The organism is Pseudomonas sp. Z4-20 (assembly GCF_051131955.1).
GTDB classification, from domain to species: Bacteria; Pseudomonadota; Gammaproteobacteria; order Pseudomonadales; family Pseudomonadaceae; genus Aquipseudomonas; species Aquipseudomonas marvdashtae.
Genome location: NZ_CP071641.1, coordinates 2,914,933 through 2,931,973, shown reverse-complemented (window position 1 = coordinate 2,931,973; position 17,041 = coordinate 2,914,933). Strand labels below are relative to the sequence as shown.

The 17,041-nt window shown below is 59.9% G+C and carries 16 protein-coding genes and 1 pseudogene; 12 read left to right on the top strand and 5 right to left on the bottom strand.

The genetic code is table 11. The features are described from left to right. The 4 genes from J3P82_RS13360 to J3P82_RS13345 all read left to right on the top strand — a co-directional run bounded on the left by J3P82_RS13360 (window position 1) and on the right by J3P82_RS13345 (window position 3,669). Window positions 1-1,059: an oxidoreductase gene (locus tag J3P82_RS13360; RefSeq protein ID WP_434557262.1), complete on the top strand. Its 1,059-nt coding sequence runs from the start codon at window positions 1-3 to the stop codon at window positions 1,057-1,059. Window positions 1,060-1,126: 67 nt separating this feature from the next. Then, the gene (locus J3P82_RS13355) at window positions 1,127-2,449 is read left to right on the top strand and encodes an NTP/NDP exchange transporter (protein WP_434557261.1); all 1,323 of its coding nucleotides are present in this window, start codon (window positions 1,127-1,129) and stop codon (window positions 2,447-2,449) included. 92 nt (window positions 2,450-2,541) lie between these two features. Continuing rightward, complete coding sequence (locus tag J3P82_RS13350; RefSeq protein ID WP_434557260.1) at window positions 2,542-3,234, top strand: type 1 glutamine amidotransferase domain-containing protein; 693 nt, start codon at window positions 2,542-2,544, stop codon at window positions 3,232-3,234. 3 nt (window positions 3,235-3,237) lie between these two features. Beyond that, window positions 3,238-3,669 carry a DUF1810 domain-containing protein gene (locus J3P82_RS13345; RefSeq protein ID WP_434557259.1) on the top strand — a complete coding sequence of 144 codons (432 nt, stop codon included), beginning with the start codon at window positions 3,238-3,240 and terminating at the stop codon, window positions 3,667-3,669. On the opposite strand, the gene J3P82_RS13340 is transcribed toward J3P82_RS13345, so the two are convergent. Further along, complete coding sequence (locus tag J3P82_RS13340; protein WP_434557258.1) at window positions 3,615-4,847, bottom strand: MFS transporter; 1,233 nt, start codon at window positions 4,845-4,847, stop codon at window positions 3,615-3,617. The two genes, J3P82_RS13345 and J3P82_RS13340, sit on opposite strands and share 55 nt — an antisense overlap. Before the next feature lie 34 nt (window positions 4,848-4,881). Further along, window positions 4,882-5,511, bottom strand: a complete 630-nt coding sequence (locus J3P82_RS13335; RefSeq protein WP_434557257.1) for a TetR/AcrR family transcriptional regulator — start codon at window positions 5,509-5,511, stop codon at window positions 4,882-4,884. 109 nt (window positions 5,512-5,620) lie between these two features. Between J3P82_RS13335 and J3P82_RS13330 the strand changes: the two genes are divergently transcribed. Further along, window positions 5,621-6,628 carry an NAD(P)-dependent oxidoreductase gene (locus tag J3P82_RS13330; protein ID WP_434557256.1) on the top strand — a complete coding sequence of 336 codons (1,008 nt, stop codon included), beginning with the start codon at window positions 5,621-5,623 and terminating at the stop codon, window positions 6,626-6,628. A 43-nt stretch (window positions 6,629-6,671) separates the two neighbouring features. On the opposite strand, the gene J3P82_RS13325 is transcribed toward J3P82_RS13330, so the two are convergent. Further along, window positions 6,672-7,682 carry a zinc-dependent alcohol dehydrogenase family protein gene (locus tag J3P82_RS13325; RefSeq protein WP_434557255.1) on the bottom strand — a complete coding sequence of 337 codons (1,011 nt, stop codon included), beginning with the start codon at window positions 7,680-7,682 and terminating at the stop codon, window positions 6,672-6,674. 162 nt (window positions 7,683-7,844) lie between these two features. Between J3P82_RS13325 and J3P82_RS13320 the strand changes: the two genes are divergently transcribed. From J3P82_RS13320 to J3P82_RS13300, 5 genes are all read left to right on the top strand, one after another. After that, the gene (locus J3P82_RS13320) at window positions 7,845-8,759 is read left to right on the top strand and encodes a LysR substrate-binding domain-containing protein (RefSeq protein ID WP_434557254.1); all 915 of its coding nucleotides are present in this window, start codon (window positions 7,845-7,847) and stop codon (window positions 8,757-8,759) included. 67 nt (window positions 8,760-8,826) lie between these two features. Then, window positions 8,827-9,129, top strand: coding sequence for an ArsR/SmtB family transcription factor (locus tag J3P82_RS13315; RefSeq protein ID WP_186610312.1), 303 nt, complete (start codon window positions 8,827-8,829; stop codon window positions 9,127-9,129). A gap of 62 nt (window positions 9,130-9,191) precedes the next feature. Then, complete coding sequence (locus J3P82_RS13310; RefSeq protein WP_434557253.1) at window positions 9,192-10,166, top strand: zinc-dependent alcohol dehydrogenase family protein; 975 nt, start codon at window positions 9,192-9,194, stop codon at window positions 10,164-10,166. A 34-nt stretch (window positions 10,167-10,200) separates the two neighbouring features. Then, window positions 10,201-10,515 (top strand): antibiotic biosynthesis monooxygenase family protein, encoded by a 315-nt coding sequence (locus J3P82_RS13305; RefSeq protein ID WP_434557252.1) that lies wholly within the window; start codon window positions 10,201-10,203, stop codon window positions 10,513-10,515. Window positions 10,516-10,874: 359 nt separating this feature from the next. Continuing rightward, window positions 10,875-12,584: a diguanylate cyclase gene (locus tag J3P82_RS13300; protein WP_434557251.1), complete on the top strand. Its 1,710-nt coding sequence runs from the start codon at window positions 10,875-10,877 to the stop codon at window positions 12,582-12,584. A gap of 47 nt (window positions 12,585-12,631) precedes the next feature. Here the strand turns inward: J3P82_RS13300 and J3P82_RS13295 are convergent, their stop codons facing one another. Next, window positions 12,632-13,378 (bottom strand): hypothetical protein, encoded by a 747-nt coding sequence (locus J3P82_RS13295; protein ID WP_434557250.1) that lies wholly within the window; start codon window positions 13,376-13,378, stop codon window positions 12,632-12,634. 323 nt (window positions 13,379-13,701) lie between these two features. On the opposite strand from J3P82_RS13295, the pseudogene J3P82_RS13290 reads away from it, so the two are divergent. After that, window positions 13,702-13,836, top strand: a pseudogene (locus tag J3P82_RS13290) (GNAT family N-acetyltransferase); the annotation flags it as partial. 74 nt (window positions 13,837-13,910) lie between these two features. Further along, on the top strand, window positions 13,911-15,764 hold the full coding sequence (locus tag J3P82_RS13285; RefSeq protein ID WP_434557249.1) for an ABC transporter ATP-binding protein: 1,854 nt from the start codon (window positions 13,911-13,913) through the stop codon (window positions 15,762-15,764). 65 nt (window positions 15,765-15,829) lie between these two features. Here J3P82_RS13285 and J3P82_RS13280 read toward each other — a convergent pair whose 3' ends face one another. Further along, window positions 15,830-16,996, bottom strand: a complete 1,167-nt coding sequence (locus tag J3P82_RS13280; protein ID WP_434557248.1) for an MFS transporter — start codon at window positions 16,994-16,996, stop codon at window positions 15,830-15,832. Between the last annotated feature and the right edge of the window lie 45 nt (window positions 16,997-17,041).

Genomic DNA, 17,041 nt, shown 5'->3' with positions numbered 1-17,041 from the left:
ATGTGGAATAGAACAACAAGCTTCGGCGCAATCAACTTCAAGAACCGCACCAGTGCGCTGATGAGACTGGCCCGGACGCTGGCCGCCGGCGTCGCGCTGCTCAGCGCCATAAGCATTGAGGCTTCGGCTCGAGTTGCCCCGAAACCCGACTGGTCGACCGACGACATGCCATCCCAGAAGGGCCGGATCGTGCTGATCACCGGCGGCACCAGCGGCATGGGTTATGAGGATGCGCTGGCGCTGGCGCGCGCCGGTGCCGAAGTGATTATCGCGGCGCGCAATCCAGAACGCGGCGCCGAGGCCATTGCCCGGATCCAGCAGTCGGTGCCCGGCGCCAAGGTGCAATTCGAGGCCGTGGACCTGGCCAATCTCTCATCCGTGCGCGGCCTAGCCCAACGCCTTAACCAGAAGCTGCCGCGCCTCGACGTGCTGATCAACAATGCCGCCATCATGTCGCCGCCCGAACGCGGCACTTCGGCGGACGGTTACGAACTGCAGCTGGCGACCAATTACCTGGGACATTTTGCCCTGACCGGCCTGCTGGTGCCGCTCTTGCGTCAAAGCGAGGACGCCCGGGTGGTAAGCCTTTCAAGCATTGCAGCGGCGCGCGGCGCGGTGAATTTTGATGACCTTCAGGCCGAGCAAAAGTACGACCCGTATGTGACCTACGCGCAGTCGAAACTGGCGATCCTGCATTGGTCCTTTGCGTTACAACAGCGCAGTGACGCCCAAAAGTGGGGGATTCGCAGCATTGCCGCGCACCCAGGCGTTGCGGTCACCGAGTTGATTGCGCGCGGTCCGGGCCTCAACAGCGAGTTCGGTCAGCGCTGGGCTAAGGACCGCGACGTGTACCACTCAGCGGCGCAAGGCGCACTGCCCACGCTGTATGCCGCCACGGCGCCGCAGGCCGTGGGCGGTGCTTATTACGGCCCGACGGGGGACGAGGAGAAACGCGGTCCGCTGGGCTTCGCCAAGACGCCCGTCGCGGCGACCGACGTAGCGGATGCCGAGCGGCTATGGGCGGTCTCCGAACGGTTGACCGGCGTTATCTATCCCTGATGCCGCCTCGGGCACGGTCTCGTTCCGTGCCCATCCCTCTGGTCCGTAGCTGTTTTTTGGAGTTCCCATGCGTACGCCTTCCTATCTGCATCGGCTGAGCCTCGCCCTGAATGCCCGCGACGGTGAACTGCGCCCGGCGCTGTGCGGCTTTTTGCTGTTCCTGTGTCTGTTCACCGGTTATTTCATGCTGCGTCCGATCCGCGAATCGATGGGTATCGCGGCGGGGGTGGAGAACCTGCAATGGCTGTTCACCGCGACTTTCCTGGCCATGCTGGTGGCGGTTCCGCTATTCGCTTGGCTCAGTGCCCGAGTGCCGCGCCTGCGCCTCATCGACTGGGTGTACGGCTTCTTCGGCTTCAACCTGCTGATGTTCGTCGAGGTCTTCCAGTTCCAGCCGGACAGCATCTGGCTGGCGAGGGTCTTTTACGTCTGGATTTCGGTCTACAACCTGTTCGTGGTGTCGGTGGCCTGGAGCTTGATGGCGGATGTCTTCGACAGCGAGCAGGCCAAGCGTTTATTCGCCTTCATCGCGGCGGGCGCCAGCATCGGCGGTCTGCTGGGGCCGGCCCTGAGTGCGCTGTTCATCGAGGCGATCGGTGCGTCAGGCTTGATGCTGCTGGCGGCCTTGCTGCTCGGTGTCACGCTGGTATTGAAGCGGGCCCTGATGAGTTGGCGAGAAACGGGCGGGGCCGGCCGACCTGGCGCGGCGCCGACGCAAAGCCCCCGACAGCCATTGCAGGGCAACCCGTTCAGTGGTTTGACGGCGGTGTTCCAGTCACCTTACCTGCTGGGGATCGCCGGCTTCGTGGTGCTGTTGGCGACGGTCAGCACCTTTCTCTACTTCGAGCAGGCGCGCCTGGTGGCCGAGCTCTACCCGGACCGCGCCTCGCAAGTTCGCATCTTCGGCACCATCGACATCATCGTCCAGGCGGGCGCGTTACTGTCCCAACTGTTCATCACCGGTCGTATCGCGCCGAAGCTGGGGATCCGCGCACTGTTGGCCATCGTGCCGTTGCTCATGTGCATCGGCTTCGTCGGTCTTGCATTGGCGCCTGGATTTGCGCTGCTTGCGACATTGATGATCATTCGACGCATCGGCGAGTACGCGTTCGTGCGGCCGGGCAGGGAAATGCTCTTCGCGCCGCTGGATGCCGAGAGTAAATACAAGGCCAAGAACTTCATCGACACCGTGGTTTATCGCGCCGGTGACGCCATGAGTGGCTGGGCCAAGAGTCTTCTCGACATGCTGGGGCAGGGCGCCGGTATGGCCGCAATGGTGGGGGCGTGTTGCGCGTTGCTGTGGGGCTACCTGGGCTGGCAACTGGGCCGTAAGGCCGACTATGCCGCTTCACGGGAGCTGCGTTTGGCGGCGATTTCGGCCAGGGCTTGAAGAACGTTTTTGAACGTCCATCCCCACACAGCCTCTGACAGTAATGCAGGGCGAACGCACTTCGCCCATTCACACTCGGAGGATAGGCTCACATGAAGATTCTAATGGTCCTTACATCTCACGATCAGTTGGGCGACACCGGCAAGAAGACCGGTTTCTGGCTGGAAGAATTTGCCGCGCCCTATTACGTGTTCGTCGACGCCGGGGCCACGGTCACGCTGGCTTCTCCAAAGGGCGGCCAACCGCCGCTGGACCCCAAGAGCGATGAAGCGGATGCCCAGACCGATGCGACTCGCCGCTTCGGTGCCGATACCAAGGCCCAAGCGGCATTGGCCAACACGCTGCCACTGGGCGAGGTCGACCCCTATGATTTCGATGCCGTGTTCTATCCAGGAGGCCACGGGCCCCTTTGGGATCTCGCCGAGGACACCGATTCCAAAACGCTCATCGAAGCCTTCTATGCCTCGAACAAACCCATCGCGGCGGTTTGTCATGCCCCTGGCGTGTTGAAGAACGTCAACGCACCGGACGGGCAACCCGTGGTGAAAGGCAAGAAAGTCACCGGGTTCACCAACTCCGAGGAAGAGGCGGTGGGGCTGACGCACGTGGTGCCGTTCCTGGTGGAGGACATGCTCAAGGCCAAGGGCGGCGAGTATTCCAAAGGCGCGGACTGGGCGAGCTATGTAGTCGAGGACGGGCACCTGATCACCGGCCAGAATCCTGCATCTTCCGAAGCCGCTGCCGAGGCGCTGCTCAAGCGGCTGGAGCGGGAACAGACGGCCTGAGCCATGCAGGATACTTTCAATCTGTCCCGTTTCGTCGAGGCCCAGCGCCCGGTGTTCAGTCGAGTCATGGAGGAGCTGCGCGCGGGCCGCAAGACCAGTCACTGGATGTGGTTCGTCTTTGCGCAATTGCAGGGACTCGGACGTTCCGAAATGGCCGGACGCTTCGCGATTTCCGGCCCTGCCGAGGCTCGCGCCTATCTACAGCACGCGTTGCTCGGCCCCCGACTGGAGGCGTGCGTTGAAGCCGTTTTGCAGCACCGAAGGCTGAGTGCCGGGCAGATATTCGGCTCGCCCGATGATATGAAATTCCGCTCGTGCCTGACGCTTTTCACGAGTGTCCCGTCCGGATCCCCGGTGTATCAACAAGCGCTCGACCTGTTTTATTCGGGTGAACCGGACCGCAAGACGCTGCTCTTGCTTGGGCAGTCGGTGTGAAGTGGCGCCTTCGCAAACCACCACAGCGCGGCGCCCCCCAGAAGCGTGGTCAGCACGGCGAGGATCAGGATCACCTGCTGCGTGCCCAAAGGCGAGGCTAGCAACGCTACCAGCAAACCGGCTAGAGGCTGCGACAGGTTATTGAGCAACGTGATCACGCCTACGGTCTTGCCGAAATCCTGAGGCGGTATGACCTGTTGCCGGATCGTGCGCATGTAGACGTTGAACATCTTGTCGAAACCGACAATCAACAGGAACCCCAAGACGTAGCCGAACAGGTTCGGACTCAGGGCACTGATGAAGGCGCCAGCGGCGATCATTGAGTAGCCGACGCCACCCAGGACCCGCAGTGGCAGGGCCACTCGGGCGAGAAAGAACAGGATCACGATCGTGGTCACGGCGCCCGCCGCCTGTAAGCCTGCATAGTTGTCCTTGCCGGCGCTGTACTCGCCGATCACCATGGCCGCCGAGGTGGCCATGGTGACGCCAACGATCAGGTTGACGCCTACCGCCAGGGTGATGATTTTCTTCAACTGCGCCAGATTGCCAATGTGCCCGAAGGCGATCCGCAGCGGTTGCAGCCAAATGTCCTCATGCTGCTCGAACGTCTCCAGGGTAATGCGGCTGAGGCGTTGCCACACCCGCATGCTCAGGTCCGCCAGGAGGAACAGCCCGGCGATCCACAGCACCACCCAATGCCAGGCCCACACGTCCAGCATCAATGCTGCGACCAGGGGGCCAAGGACCAGTCCGGTCTGGTCGGCGATCTGGGAGTAAGACAAGGTCTTGGTGTAGCTATAGTGCTGGAAGATATGCGGCATCAGTACTTCGCGAGCCATGATGCCTTGGGTAGTCAGCACGCCGCACACGGCTGATAGCACCACAAGCCAAGCGATGCCACCGAAGACTCCATAGAGCGCCATCGCCAGTACGCAAAGCAGCGCTCGATAGACCTGGCTGATGTGCAGGATCCTGATCGGCGAGTACTTGTCGCACAAGGCGCCACATAACGGAAACGCGAGGAACCGCGGCAGTGACTCGACGAAAAACGCCAATCCGGCCCAGGAAGCGCTGTGGGTGGTCTGGAACACCACCAGCGGCACGATGAACAGCAAGATCTGATCCGCCAGCCTCGACAGAAACAGGGAAATGAAGAAAGCCAGGTAATCCTTACGCATGGAGACGTCCTTGAGGTATTGATCAAGCCTGTTGCTACGAAAGGGGCCTTGCTCGGTTCGAACCCAAGACGCCCCGGATCAGCGAAGCGAACGCTTCAATGACTTCGTCCTCGCCATGGCGCCCCCTGACCAAGGCAGCGGAAAGCGCTTCTCCCGCACCAACCAGCCCAATGCAGCAGCGCTCAAGCTCGACGGCGGGCAACGTTGCGTGAGGCGCGAGCACGCTGACGAACATCTGCACGCAATTATCCAGCAGTTCCTGAAAAACCGCTGCCTTCTCTTCGCTGCCGGCCAGGGCAGCGCCCACCGCATGAAATTCGTCGGTATTGTCCGCAGCGCACTGGATGTAGGCACCGGCCAGGACTTGAGCTGTCTCCTGCGGGCTACGCGCAGTGTTGGCCATCGCCTCACGAAAAGCGCTGACCCGCTCGGTATCGATCCACTTGTAGAGTTCGATCAGCAGGCCCGAACGAGTGCCGAAATGATCGTACACGACCGGCTTGGACACGCCAGCGCGAACGGCAAGATGTCCCAGGGTCAAGCGGTCTGCGTTTTCCTCGCGCACGATCAGCAAGGCGGTGTCGAGCAACTGCTTGCGCCGTTCGGCTTTCGAAAGCCGACGGGGCGATGAATCGGTGGAGGAAGGCTCGATTTTTTTCTGCACGTTGTCGTTCCAAATCAATAAACCTACCAATGGTAGGTGGAAGTCCGTGATGTTGTGCTAGTTTACCTACTAACAGTAGGTTTTGATCCGGAAACGAGGAGAATTCGCAATGTCACTTGATCCTATCTTGTTCATGGGCGGCTCTGGCGCCATTGGCCATCATACTGCCCGCGCCCTGCGCGCGATCCATCCTGACGTGCCGCTGTTGATTGGCGGTCGCGATCTTGCCAAGGCCCAGCGGGTCGCCGAGCAAATGGGTGGGGCACAGGGCGTGGTCATTGACTCCGCCGCCGACGACTTGGGCCTAGGCGATCGCCCGATCAGCGCCGTCGTGGTTTTTTATATGGACCACGCGCTTGCTGGATTGCGTTATGCGCAGAAACGGCGGGTGCCGCACCTCAGCATTTCCTCCGGAGTCTTCGAGATCGCGCCGGAAATCGCAATGTATATGCACACGCCTGGCGCCTCGCCGATTGTCCTTGGTTACGAGTGGATGGCAGGCGCGACGACCGTATCGGCGCTGAGCATTGCGCGAGCATTCAGTCGGGTCGACGCTATCAGTATAAACGCGCTGGTCGACGAGCAGGACACCGGCGGCCCGACCGTCGCCAGCGATTTTGAGCACCTGAATAAAATGCTGCCAGCGGCACTGACACGGCGCGACGGTGTGTTCGTCTGGCGCGAAGGCGAGGATGCCAAGGGCAGGTTCCAGGCGGTAGACGGCACGGAAATCGAAGCCGCCGGTTTCTCGTCCATCGACGTCGCCGGGCTGGCCGTCGCGACGGGCGCCGCCAACGTCCAGTTCAACATTGGCATCGGCATCAGTTCAACCCGACGCCAGGGTAGGCCGATGTCGACCGAGATAATCATCGAACTCGCGGGCGAAGGCCTGAAGGGCGAGCCGCTGCGCACACGTCATGCCGTGATCCACCCTGCGGGTACGGCGCCACTGACCGGCCTCAGCGTCGCCATGCTCCTGGAGCGCCTGACTGGGGTGGACGGCCAGCCACCGACTTCACCGGGGCTCCATTTTCCTTATCAATTGCTGAACGCTGAGGTGTATCTGGAGCGCCTCAAGGAAGAGGGCGGGGAGTTGCGCCAGTTGCAGGTGTACTGACTTGTAAAACAACCGCCAAAAGGCGAGGGCGGCTACTGCTGTTCTACGAAACCTTTATTACCACCTTGCCAAACGCCCCACGAGCCAAGTGCTGGAAGGCCTGCTGCGCTTCTTCGAACGCATAGGTCTGCTCGATCACCGGGCGGATCGCGTGCTGGTTGAGGAATTCGTTCATGCGGTCGAACGATGAGCGAGGCGCGACCGCAATGCCGCGAATGGTGGTCTGGCGGAAGATCAGCGGCATCAGGCTCAGCGTGGTGATTTGCCCGGTCAGAAAGCCGATCTGCGCGATCTTGCCGGCGGTCTTGGTCGCCAGGATGGATTGATTCAGGCCTTCACCGCCGGCAACATCAAGCAGAAGGTCCACGCCCTTGCCGTCGGTCAGTTTCAGCACTTGTTCTTCCCAGCGTGGGAAGGTCCGATAGTTCACGCCGGCGACGGCGCCGAGCTGCTTCACCGCTTGCAGATTTTCGTCACTGCTTGAGGTGACGATAACCTTGGCGCCAAGCGCGGTTGCCAGCTGCACCGCGAAAATCGAGACGCCCCCGGTCCCCTGTACGAGGACTGTCTGACCTGGCTGAATCTGGCCATAATCCACCAACGAATACCAAGCCGTCAGCGCTGCAATCGGCAAGGTGGACGCTTCTTCGTCCGACATGTTATCTGGCGCCCGAACGGCACTTTCTTCGTGAATGATCATGTACTCGGCCAAGCCGCCTGGGAGCGGCATGCCGAAGCAATAGGCAGGCTCGTTCGGGCCAGGCTCGCCATCGATCCAGCGCGAATACAGGTGCGAGTTAACGCGGTCGCCCACCTTGAAGCGGCTGACGCCTTCGCCGACCGCGACCACGGTCCCTGCTGCGTCACTCACCGGGATCAACGGCTTGGGCACCAGATGGGGTTCGTAAATACCATCGATGATCGCTTTGTCACGAAAATTCAGGGAGACCGAGCCAATTTTCACCAACAACTCGCCGGCCTTGGGTTCTGGGGTGGGTGTTTCATCCAGTACAAGATTGTCGAGACCAAAATCTTTCAGAAGCCACGCTTTCATTTGTCTTTCTCCAGAGGGACATGAAACCAACTGGCGACAGTGTTGCGCAGGGGATGGGCGCAATAAATGCGCGGAAAGGCACAAGATTGTTATGCTTTATGGCAATAGTTTTGTTAAAACTTGTCGTTCTGGCGCTAACAATAAACAACAGAGAGAGGTCCCATGGAGTTGCTTCAGTCAATGCAGGTGTTCGCCAGGCTGGCCGAACTCGGCAGCTTCACCCGAACGGCAGACGCCTTGCAGCTAGGCCGCCCCCAAGTCAGTCGTGCGATTCAAGAGCTGGAGACTTCGTTAGGCGTGCGGCTATTCCAGCGAACCACGCGAAAGGTGCGGCTCACTTCTGAAGGTGAGCGCTTTTACGAGCGAGTGAAAGGCATTCTTGGCGACGTTGCGCAGGCCACTTCGATGTTTGGGCTGCCAGGCTCGGCGATGCGCGGACGGCTACGTGTCGACATCCCGACAGCCTTTTCCCAGCCGGCGCTCATCGAGAGCTTCAGGGATTTCACCACGCGATACCCTGCCATCGAGCTGGCACTTGGCGTGACGGATAGGACGGTGGACTTGGTGGCGGAGGGCGTGGACTGCGCGCTGCGTATCGGCGATCTGCCCGATTCGAGTCTCGTCGCCCGTAGCATCGGCCACGCCACGATGATCACTTGCGCTGCGCCCAGGTACCTTCAGGAGCATGGAGAACCCAAGACGCTTGATGACCTGAGCGCGCACCGTGGCGTCACGTTTCTCTCCGGCCAGAACCAGCGCCCGTTGCCTTGGCAGTTTATCGATGGGGCTAGCGAGCGAGCCTACGTCAGTCGCCATGGCATCACGGTCAACGAGTCCAACGCCTATGTGGAATGCGGCGTCGCCGGCTTCGGCATTCTGCAAGCGCCTGGCATTACCCTTGACCGTTACCTTGCTGACGGTTCATTGGTCGAGGTGCTTCGGCGCTGTCGACCTCGTGCTAGACCTGTATCGGTCTTGTATCCGAGCAGGTCTCACCTGGCCCCGCAAGTTCAAGCGTTCATCGAGTGGATGCGCGTGCAATTACCTCAGCTCTTCGGGCAGTGGTTGGAGAGATAGCAGGCTGGCCAGAAACTGAATTGACGTTGCGCATTGACATATCGAAAAATCTCGATATCCTCGGAGCATGGAACTGATCGAAATATTCAAAGCCCTCTCGAATCCTACACGCCTTGAAATCTTGAAAGGCTTGAAGGATCCCGCAAAGAACTTCCCTCCGCAGGATGAGGGTGACGTTCTCACGGTGGGAGTCTGCGTCAGCAGTATTCAAGAAGGCATCGGACTCTCTCAGTCAACGGTGTCGGGTTACCTGGCCACGTTGCAACGAGTGGGCCTGGTAGAGGTCAGGCGCATCGGTCAGTGGACTTATTACAAACGGAATGAAGCAACCATCAGTGCGCTGGCCGAGATCATTGGAAAAGAGCTGTAATTTTTTACCGTGAAATATCGAGATATCTCGATATCCCTTTTTATAGATATGAGGAGATACCCATGAAAGCGATGATCCTGAAATCATTTGGCGGCCCTGAATCGTTCGAGCTCAGCGACGTGCCCAAGCCCGTGCCCCAGTCGGGACAAGTCCTGGTCCGAGTCCACGCAACCTCCATCAACCCATTGGATTTCCAGGTTCGACGGGGTGATTACGCCGACCTGGTGCCACTGCCGGCGATTACCGGCCACGACGTATCTGGCGTTGTCGAAGCCGTTGGGTCGGGTGTGACGGCCTTCGTTCCAGGAGACGAAGTCTGGTACACCCCGCAAATATTTGAAGGGCCAGGAAGTTATGCCGAGTACCACGTCGCTGCCGAAAGCATCGTCGGGAAGAAGCCCGCCTCGCTGAGCCATCTTGAGGCGGCTAGCCTGACTTTGGTTGGCGGCACGGCGTGGGAAGCATTGGTCGTGCGCGCAGCGCTCAAAGTGGGCGAGAGCATTCTGATACACGGTGGAGCGGGGGGTGTCGGTCATGTAGCGATCCAGTTGGCGAAGGCCATCGGAGCGCGGGTCTTCACCACCGTGCGAGAAGCGAACTTTGAATTCGCCCGAAGCATGGGTGCCGATGTGCTCATCGATTACGAAAAAGAGGATTACGTCGACGCGATCAATCGAGAAACCAATGGCCGCGGCGTCGATGTGGTGTTTGACACCATCGGCGGCAACACATTATCGCGCAGCCCCGACGCCCTCGCTCAACTTGGCCGGGTTGTCAGCATCGTGGACATTGCCCAGCCACAAAACGTCATCCAGGCCTGGGGCAAGAACGCGAGTTATCACTTCGTTTTCACTCGACAAAACCGCGGCAAGCTGGACGAGTTGAGCACCCTGATAGAGCGCGGTCAGCTGCGCCCGCACGTCGGCGCCGTTTATTCACTTGCCGACCTCGCGCTCGCCCATGCGCGGCTGGAGAGCCCCAACAATGGTCTTCAGGGAAAAATCGCGATTGCAGTCGAGCCGTCGCTCATTCGGTGAGTGCGCAGTCATCAAATCAATCTGGAGAAACGCCATGATCTACGAGATCGCTAAGTTGCCCGTTCACAAAGAACGCATTGAATCGTTCAAAGGTGCATTTGCCGAGGTCGCTCCCTTGCTTACCGGCGCAAAGGGATACTGCGGGCACTTGCTGGCGCAAGGGATTGAAACGCCCGAGCAATTCAATCTGATCGTGCGATGGCAATCGCTTGAGGACCACACGCCTGGTTTTGAAGAAAGTGAAGACCATCGGGTGTTCATGCTGGGCTTGGAGGAATATTTTTCCGAAGAACCGACGGTCTACCATATTGAGGGGGCGGCGTTTTCAGATCGTGCGCCTTTCCCCTGATCGCCCTGTCGGGGCAAGTGGAGGAGGGCACTCGCGAAAGGGTATTGCGCCGTGGCCTTGAATGAAATACTCAAGGCCAACGGCGGCGTCTATTCAAAGGCGCTGAGCACGCAGGTATTGAAAAAAACATTGGATCCTAAAGGCAGGGGGCAGAACCTCTGCGGGCCTGGAAGCGTTGATTTGTCTAGCGTCACGCGGCGCTTGTTATGCGGCACGGGTTTCCCAGAGCGTTGGCGGTATCTGGCGGATACAGCTTGGTTACCTTATTGTGCAAAGCAATAAACCGTTTGTCGGTTCTGTCTCTTGGCGCCTGTCTCCATTAGGCCGACCTCGCTGGATTTCCAAGAGCGTAATCTTCAATGCCTGATCGTAAAGCAAGCCTTCTTTTCGCCGCGGGTGCCGCGACGCTTGTCATGGCCGTCACAGCGGCCGTTGGTCCCATCACCTTATTCTGGACAAACGAGACTCGCCTGGAGCGAAACGTTGTCGAGGTACAGATAGATCGTATCCGCAACGTCCAAGGGCTGTTGGTTGATGCCGAAACCGGTGAGCGCGGTTACGCGTTGACGGAAAAGGACGTCTTTCTACAACCTTACTATGTCGCCGTATCCCAACTGCCTCCGGCCCTCAAAAGCCTGCGAGCAGCCTATCAAGGCGATCCAGCCGAAGAGGTTGGGCGTGTTGAAGAGTTCATCCGTCATGCCGAGCTTAAAATGGTGCACCTGGATCGGGTGGTGAAGCTGGTAAGTCTCCACGGAAATGATGCTGCCGAGGAGGAAATTGCTGCTGGCGGTGGTAAAGACCTGATGGACGTCGTTCGTACCATCAGCGCTGAACTGATCAGTGACGAAACAAAGGAACTGGCGGCGCTCGAACGTCAGCTTCTAAGCAACATTCGCTGGGCCGTTGCGATTTCGATCGCTAGTTTCATCGTTACCCTGGGTTTAGGTCGCTTCATTTACGTATCCATGCGCCGCAGCGTCCGTCGTCAGTCGGAGTCCGCCGCAGCGGCGATCCTGGCCAGCGATCAACTGAGCCAGAGCCTGGAGCGCTTGAAACGCCGTAACGGCGAGATCGGCCTGCTCGCTGACATGGCGAGGTTGCTGCAGACAGAGCTGTCCCAGATGGAAATACTCCAGCTGGCCAGCACTTACTGCCAGCGATTGATACCTGCCAGCGAAGGGGAGTTTTTTCTCTATCGCAACTCTGCTGATGTCCTGCAGCACGCTGCGTCCTGGGGGCAGGTTGAGGAAAAGGGCACCGATGTCATGCTCAATCCCAAGGATTGCTGGGCAATCAGGCGAGGGCGATCGCATTTGACCGAGCATCACCGCGATCTCTGCTGCCCCCATTACCCCGCGGCGTCGGAGACCGAGCAAGTGACCGATTGTTGTCTGCCGTTAATGGCGTATGGCGAGATTCTGGGGCTGTTGCATATCCGTCAAGTTGGGCTGCGTGACTTGGCCGAGGAGGGGCACCAGGTCGCTGAAGCCGTGGCGGAACAAACGGCATTGGCCTTGGCGAATGGCAGGATGCGCCAGGTCCTGGAAACCCAGTCCATCAAGGATCCGCTGACGGGGCTGTACAACCGGCGCTTCATGGATGAGACGCTCAAGCGCGAACTCGCTCGCTCCGAGCGCAACGGCTCTTGCCTGAGCGTCATCATGCTGGACCTCGATAACTTCAAGCAGTTGAATGACTCTTACGGCCATGCAGCCGGCGACGCCGTGCTGCGCGCGGTCTCCGCATTGATCGTGCAATCTCTCAGGTCATCCGATATTGCCTGTCGCTTTGGCGGCGAGGAGCTGATTGTGATCCTGCCGGAATGTTCAGCCGAGGTCGCGGCTTCACGAGCAGAAGCCATACGAGCATCGTTGGAAGAGACGAGCCTTACAGACCACGGGCAGACATTCACGGTGACGGCTTCGTTTGGGGTCGCTTCCACAGAAACCAGCGGGGCCGATCAAGGTACTCTTTTGAAAGCGGCTGACTCGGCGCTCTACGCGGCCAAGCGACTTGGGAAAAACCGGATTGAATCCTGGCCTGTGCGCAAAGTGGGAGCCGTTTGAGCGAAGGGTTTCGAATAGCTGCCTGATAAGCCCGGCGGAACTGCGAATTAATTTGCGCTCGATCTTTGGAGTGACTGGATCCGGACCGACCCGTTACCCGTAGCCCTCAAAATAGCATTGCACAGGGCCCGGGCAACAGGTGCGTAACTGGTCTGGCTGGGCTGGCCGGCTTCGCGAGCCCCGGTGGGATTGATCAGGTGCACCGCGATCTGTCCTGGCAGCCAAGAGACCAGTGGCCAGCGGGTACGATAGGCAGGTTTAGCCCGGGCGTCTCCGGTGGTCGGATCAAAATCGCAGGACGTCACAAACGCTATCCCCATCAGGCAAGCGCCTTCGAGCTGCGAGCGCACGCGACCAGAATTTGCCAAGCAACCCAAGTCCGCAACCACGACCGCGTCATGAATGATCAAGCGGCCTTCGTCGCTCACCTCGATATCGAGTACGACCGCCATGCAGGTCTGCGCGTCATAGTGGGCGGCGATGCCTTGCGCCCGACCATGTCTTGGGAGCGTGCCCCAATGGGCTTTCTTTGCCGCTTCGCTGATGACGCTCCGCATTCGATGGCTATCGACGCTTGATGAGTGCCGAGTGTCGTCGTTCGTCGTCGACGCCGGATCAATCAGCGAAAGCAGGTAATCCTTGTGATCAAGCTTGCAGGCGCGCACCTGCGCGGCCATGAATCGCTGTTCGGCGAACAGCCGGAGCAACAGGCCTTTTCTGTCCAGATTGCTGTCGAGTGTCGATTGCCAGGTAAATTGCTCGAGGGCACTGACGTGCGCATCAGGATGGCTCATTGCGTTTCTCCTTCCGGCTGATGGCAACCGTTCCAGCTAAAGCGATGGGTCCTGTATCGGTCCGCTGGTCACAGCGGCACCGCAGGGCAGTCAGGGAGTACTTTAGGGAAGAGGATCTGACGTCAGGGTGACGCTTGGCTGACAGGAACATGTCAAACGCTGGCTGACTGGGTGGCGGGCGTGGTGCCCATAAAAATGGTGCTCGGCGACGGTGCGGAGTGCGGTGGGCATGCAGTCGCCTACACTGGCATTTCAACAACCGAACGCAAGGAACAGCGCTCAATGGACTGCGTTATTCGAAAGGCAACCAGCGTGGATGCCGCGGCGTTGAATGGTTGCGAGTCCCTTCCTCGATCACGGCAGAAGCGTTTTATTGCTCCCTGGGTTTTCGCAAAGTTCGCGACGCGTTTCACGGCGCAGAGCGCACAATCGTCATGGAAAAATCTTTGAACGGATAATCTTGCCCTCCATCCAAACCCTTCAAAGCAATCTTTAGATGCCAATCTCCTTATTGGATCGTCATGGAGACACCATGCTTCACGCATTTGAACAACGGCTCGACCCTTTTCCGCCCGACGAGGTGCCGCCACCACCGGACGGTCTGGCGCGGTTCCTGTGGGCCTGTACGCGGGGCGCCCGCGGTTACATCCTGGCGCTGGCGCTGCTTAGCGCCGGGGTGTCGATCTACGAAGCCTGGCTGTTTTCTTTTCTCGGCCAGGTCGTCGACCTGCTCTCGACCTGGCAGGCCGGTGGTGATGCGACCCGGCAGGAAAGCCGGGTCCTGTGGGGCATCGGTATCATGCTGGTGACCAGCATCGGGCTGGTGGCGTTGCGCACGATGGTGCAGCACCAGATATTGGCGATCAATCTGCCGTTGCGACTGCGCTGGGATTTTCATCGGCTGATGCTGCGGCAAAGCCTTTCGTTCTTCTCGGATGAGTTCTCCGGCCGGGTCACTACCAAAGTGATGCAAACGGCGCTGTCCGTGCGCGAGGTGCTGTTCACCATCATCGAGATCGCGCCGGGGATTGGCGTGTATTTCATTGCGATCATTGCTCTGGCTGGCGGCTTTGATTTGAAGCTGATGCTGCCTTTCATTGCCTGGGTGGCGTTGTTCGGCCTGGCCATGCGGTACTTCGTGCCGCGCCTGGAGAAAGTCGGCCAGGAGCAGGCCAATGCGCGGTCGTCGATGACCGGGCGTATCTCGGACGCCTACACCAACATCACCACGGTGAAGCTGTTCTCCCACTCAAAACGCGAAGCACACTTCGCCCGCGCTGCCATGGAAGATTTCAAGCAAACCGGTTTTCGCCAGATGCGCTTGGTCAGCCAGTTCGAGATTGTCAATCAGGCTTTGGTCGTCGCATTGATCATGGGGTCGGGCGGTTATGCGCTGTGGCTATGGCATCAAGGCGAAGTCGGCACCGGTGCCGTGGCGGCGATTACGGCCATGGCGTTGCGCATCAATGGCATGTCGCACTGGATCATGTGGCAAATGACTTCGCTGTTCGAGAACATCGGCACCGTGCAGGACGGCATGGCGACCTTGACCCGCGGCCCCAAGGTAAAAGATGCGCCCGATGCCGGCGCGCTGGTCACCACCGGTGGCGCGGTCACCTTCGACAATGTGAACTTCAATTACAACGGCGAGCGCCAGGTGCTCGATGGCCTGAGCCTGAGCATTCGCCCAGGCGAGAAGATCGGGCTGGTGGGCCGCTCCGGCGCCGGGAAATCCACGTTGATCAATCTGCTCCTGCGCTTCTACGACGTCGACAGCGGTGAGATTCGAATCGACGGGCAGAACATCGCGCATGTCACGCAGGACAGCCTGCGCAGCGCCATCGGCATGGTCACCCAGGACACGTCGCTGTTGCACCGGTCCATCCGCGACAACATCGCCTACGGTCGCCCCGACGCCACCGATGAGGAAATACGCAGTGCCGCCGCCAGCGCCCAAGCGGATGGGTTCATCAATCGACTGAGCGACAAGCAAGGCCATAGCGGCTACGACACACTGGTGGGCGAGCGGGGGATCAAGCTTTCGGGCGGCCAGCGTCAGCGCATCGCCATTGCCCGAGTGATGCTCAAAAATGCCCCGATCCTGCTGCTTGACGAGGCCACCAGCGCGCTGGATTCGGAAGTCGAGGTAGCCATCCAGGAAAGCCTCGACGAAATGATGAAGGGCAAGACCGTGATCGCCATCGCTCATCGACTGTCCACGATCGCGGCCATGGACAGGCTCATCGTCATGGATGATGGGCGCATCATCGAGCAAGGCACCCACGCCCAATTGCTCGGCAAGAACGGTACCTATGCGCGATTGTGGCACCACCAGAGCGGCGGGTTCCTGGGGGAGGACCGGGGCGTGGTCGAGTGCTTGGATTAGCCCAGCCTGGGGCGACCTGCAGCGCGCGTTCCAGGTGTTGTGCAGAGAGGAGAGCAGGGGGGACTTCACACCGCCTCAGCCGCAACCACCCTGGAACGCCAGGCAAAAGCCAACACCATCAGCAATCCCAGAGCCGCCATTGCCGCTCCGGCCAGGGAAATCGCTGGATAACCCAACCCCGCGTTGATCACCGCGCCGCCGAGCGCCGCACCCATCGCGTTGCCGAAGTTGAAGGCACCGATATTCACTGCCGAGGCCAGGTTGGGTGCGTCCTTGGCGGCGTCCATCACGCGCATCTGCAATGGAGGCACCAAGGCAAAACTGGCGATACCCCAGATCAAGATGGCAATTGCGGCCGGCAGCGGCCAGCGCATCAGCACGGTGAACGCCAGCAGCACGAGGATCAGCACGCTCAGCGAAACGATCAAGGTGCGGTCTATCGAGCGATCCGCGGCCTTGCCGCCCCACATATTGCCCAGCGTCAGCCCCACACCGAACAGCACGAGCATGGCAGTGATAAAGGGCGTGGAGGCATGAGTCTCGCTGGTCAGGATCGGGGCGATATAAGTGAAAACGGTGAACATCGCACCTGAACCGACCACGGTCAGGGCCAACGCTCCCAGCACCGGGCCACGGCCCAGCACCCGAATTTCGGCCAGCACACCTTTGCCTTGCGGTGCCGGCAGGTTGGGCAGCGCGAACCACAACGCGGCCATAGTCACTACGCCCAGGCCGGTAATTCCCCAGAATGCGCTGCGCCAGCCAAACAATTCGCCAAACCAGGCGGCAAGCGGCACACCGCCGATGGTCGCCAGGGTCAGGCCCATGAACATGGCCGCGACCGCCCCGGCACGTTTTTCCGGGGCGACCACGCTGGCGGCGACAATGGAGCCAACGCCAAAGAACGCACCGTGGTTCAGTGAGGTCACCACCCTGGCGAACATCAGGCTGTAGTAATCGGTCGCCAGGGCTGACATCAGATTTCCCAGGGTGAAAATCGCCATGAGTCCGATCAGCAGGTAGCGCCGGGGAATCCTCCCGGTGGTCAGGGTCATCAGCGGCGCGCCGAGCAGAACGCCCAAGGCGTAAGCACTGACCAACAGACCCGCGGCGGGAATGGAAACGCCGAGATCCGCAGCGATGCCCGGCAACATGCCCATGGGGGCGAACTCAGTAACGCCGATGCCAAAGGCACCGATGGCGAGCGCGACAAGTGGTGGATTGATACGCATGGAAGTCTCCTCATCTGTGCAGCAAATGCTACGATGCTACCTTTT

Excerpts from the sequence above, each read along its gene's own strand:
- J3P82_RS13325 (WP_434557255.1), bottom strand. The coding sequence starts at position 7,682 with ATGAAAGCGTGGCTTCTGAAAGATTTTGGTCTCGACAATCTTGTACTG.
- J3P82_RS13360 (WP_434557262.1), top strand. The coding sequence starts at position 1 with ATGTGGAATAGAACAACAAGCTTCGGCGCAATCAACTTCAAGAACCGC.
- J3P82_RS13285 (WP_434557249.1), top strand. The coding sequence starts at position 13,911 with ATGCTTCACGCATTTGAACAACGGCTCGACCCTTTTCCGCCCGACGAG.
- J3P82_RS13340 (WP_434557258.1), bottom strand. The coding sequence starts at position 4,847 with ATGCGTAAGGATTACCTGGCTTTCTTCATTTCCCTGTTTCTGTCGAGG.
- J3P82_RS13355 (WP_434557261.1), top strand. The coding sequence starts at position 1,127 with ATGCGTACGCCTTCCTATCTGCATCGGCTGAGCCTCGCCCTGAATGCC.
- J3P82_RS13280 (WP_434557248.1), bottom strand. The coding sequence starts at position 16,996 with ATGCGTATCAATCCACCACTTGTCGCGCTCGCCATCGGTGCCTTTGGC.
- J3P82_RS13330 (WP_434557256.1), top strand. The coding sequence starts at position 5,621 with ATGTCACTTGATCCTATCTTGTTCATGGGCGGCTCTGGCGCCATTGGC.
- J3P82_RS13345 (WP_434557259.1), top strand. The coding sequence starts at position 3,238 with ATGCAGGATACTTTCAATCTGTCCCGTTTCGTCGAGGCCCAGCGCCCG.
- J3P82_RS13295 (WP_434557250.1), bottom strand. The coding sequence starts at position 13,378 with ATGAGCCATCCTGATGCGCACGTCAGTGCCCTCGAGCAATTTACCTGG.
- J3P82_RS13320 (WP_434557254.1), top strand. The coding sequence starts at position 7,845 with ATGGAGTTGCTTCAGTCAATGCAGGTGTTCGCCAGGCTGGCCGAACTC.
- J3P82_RS13310 (WP_434557253.1), top strand. The coding sequence starts at position 9,192 with ATGAAAGCGATGATCCTGAAATCATTTGGCGGCCCTGAATCGTTCGAG.
- J3P82_RS13350 (WP_434557260.1), top strand. The coding sequence starts at position 2,542 with ATGAAGATTCTAATGGTCCTTACATCTCACGATCAGTTGGGCGACACC.
- J3P82_RS13300 (WP_434557251.1), top strand. The coding sequence starts at position 10,875 with ATGCCTGATCGTAAAGCAAGCCTTCTTTTCGCCGCGGGTGCCGCGACG.
- J3P82_RS13305 (WP_434557252.1), top strand. The coding sequence starts at position 10,201 with ATGATCTACGAGATCGCTAAGTTGCCCGTTCACAAAGAACGCATTGAA.
- J3P82_RS13315 (WP_186610312.1), top strand. The coding sequence starts at position 8,827 with ATGGAACTGATCGAAATATTCAAAGCCCTCTCGAATCCTACACGCCTT.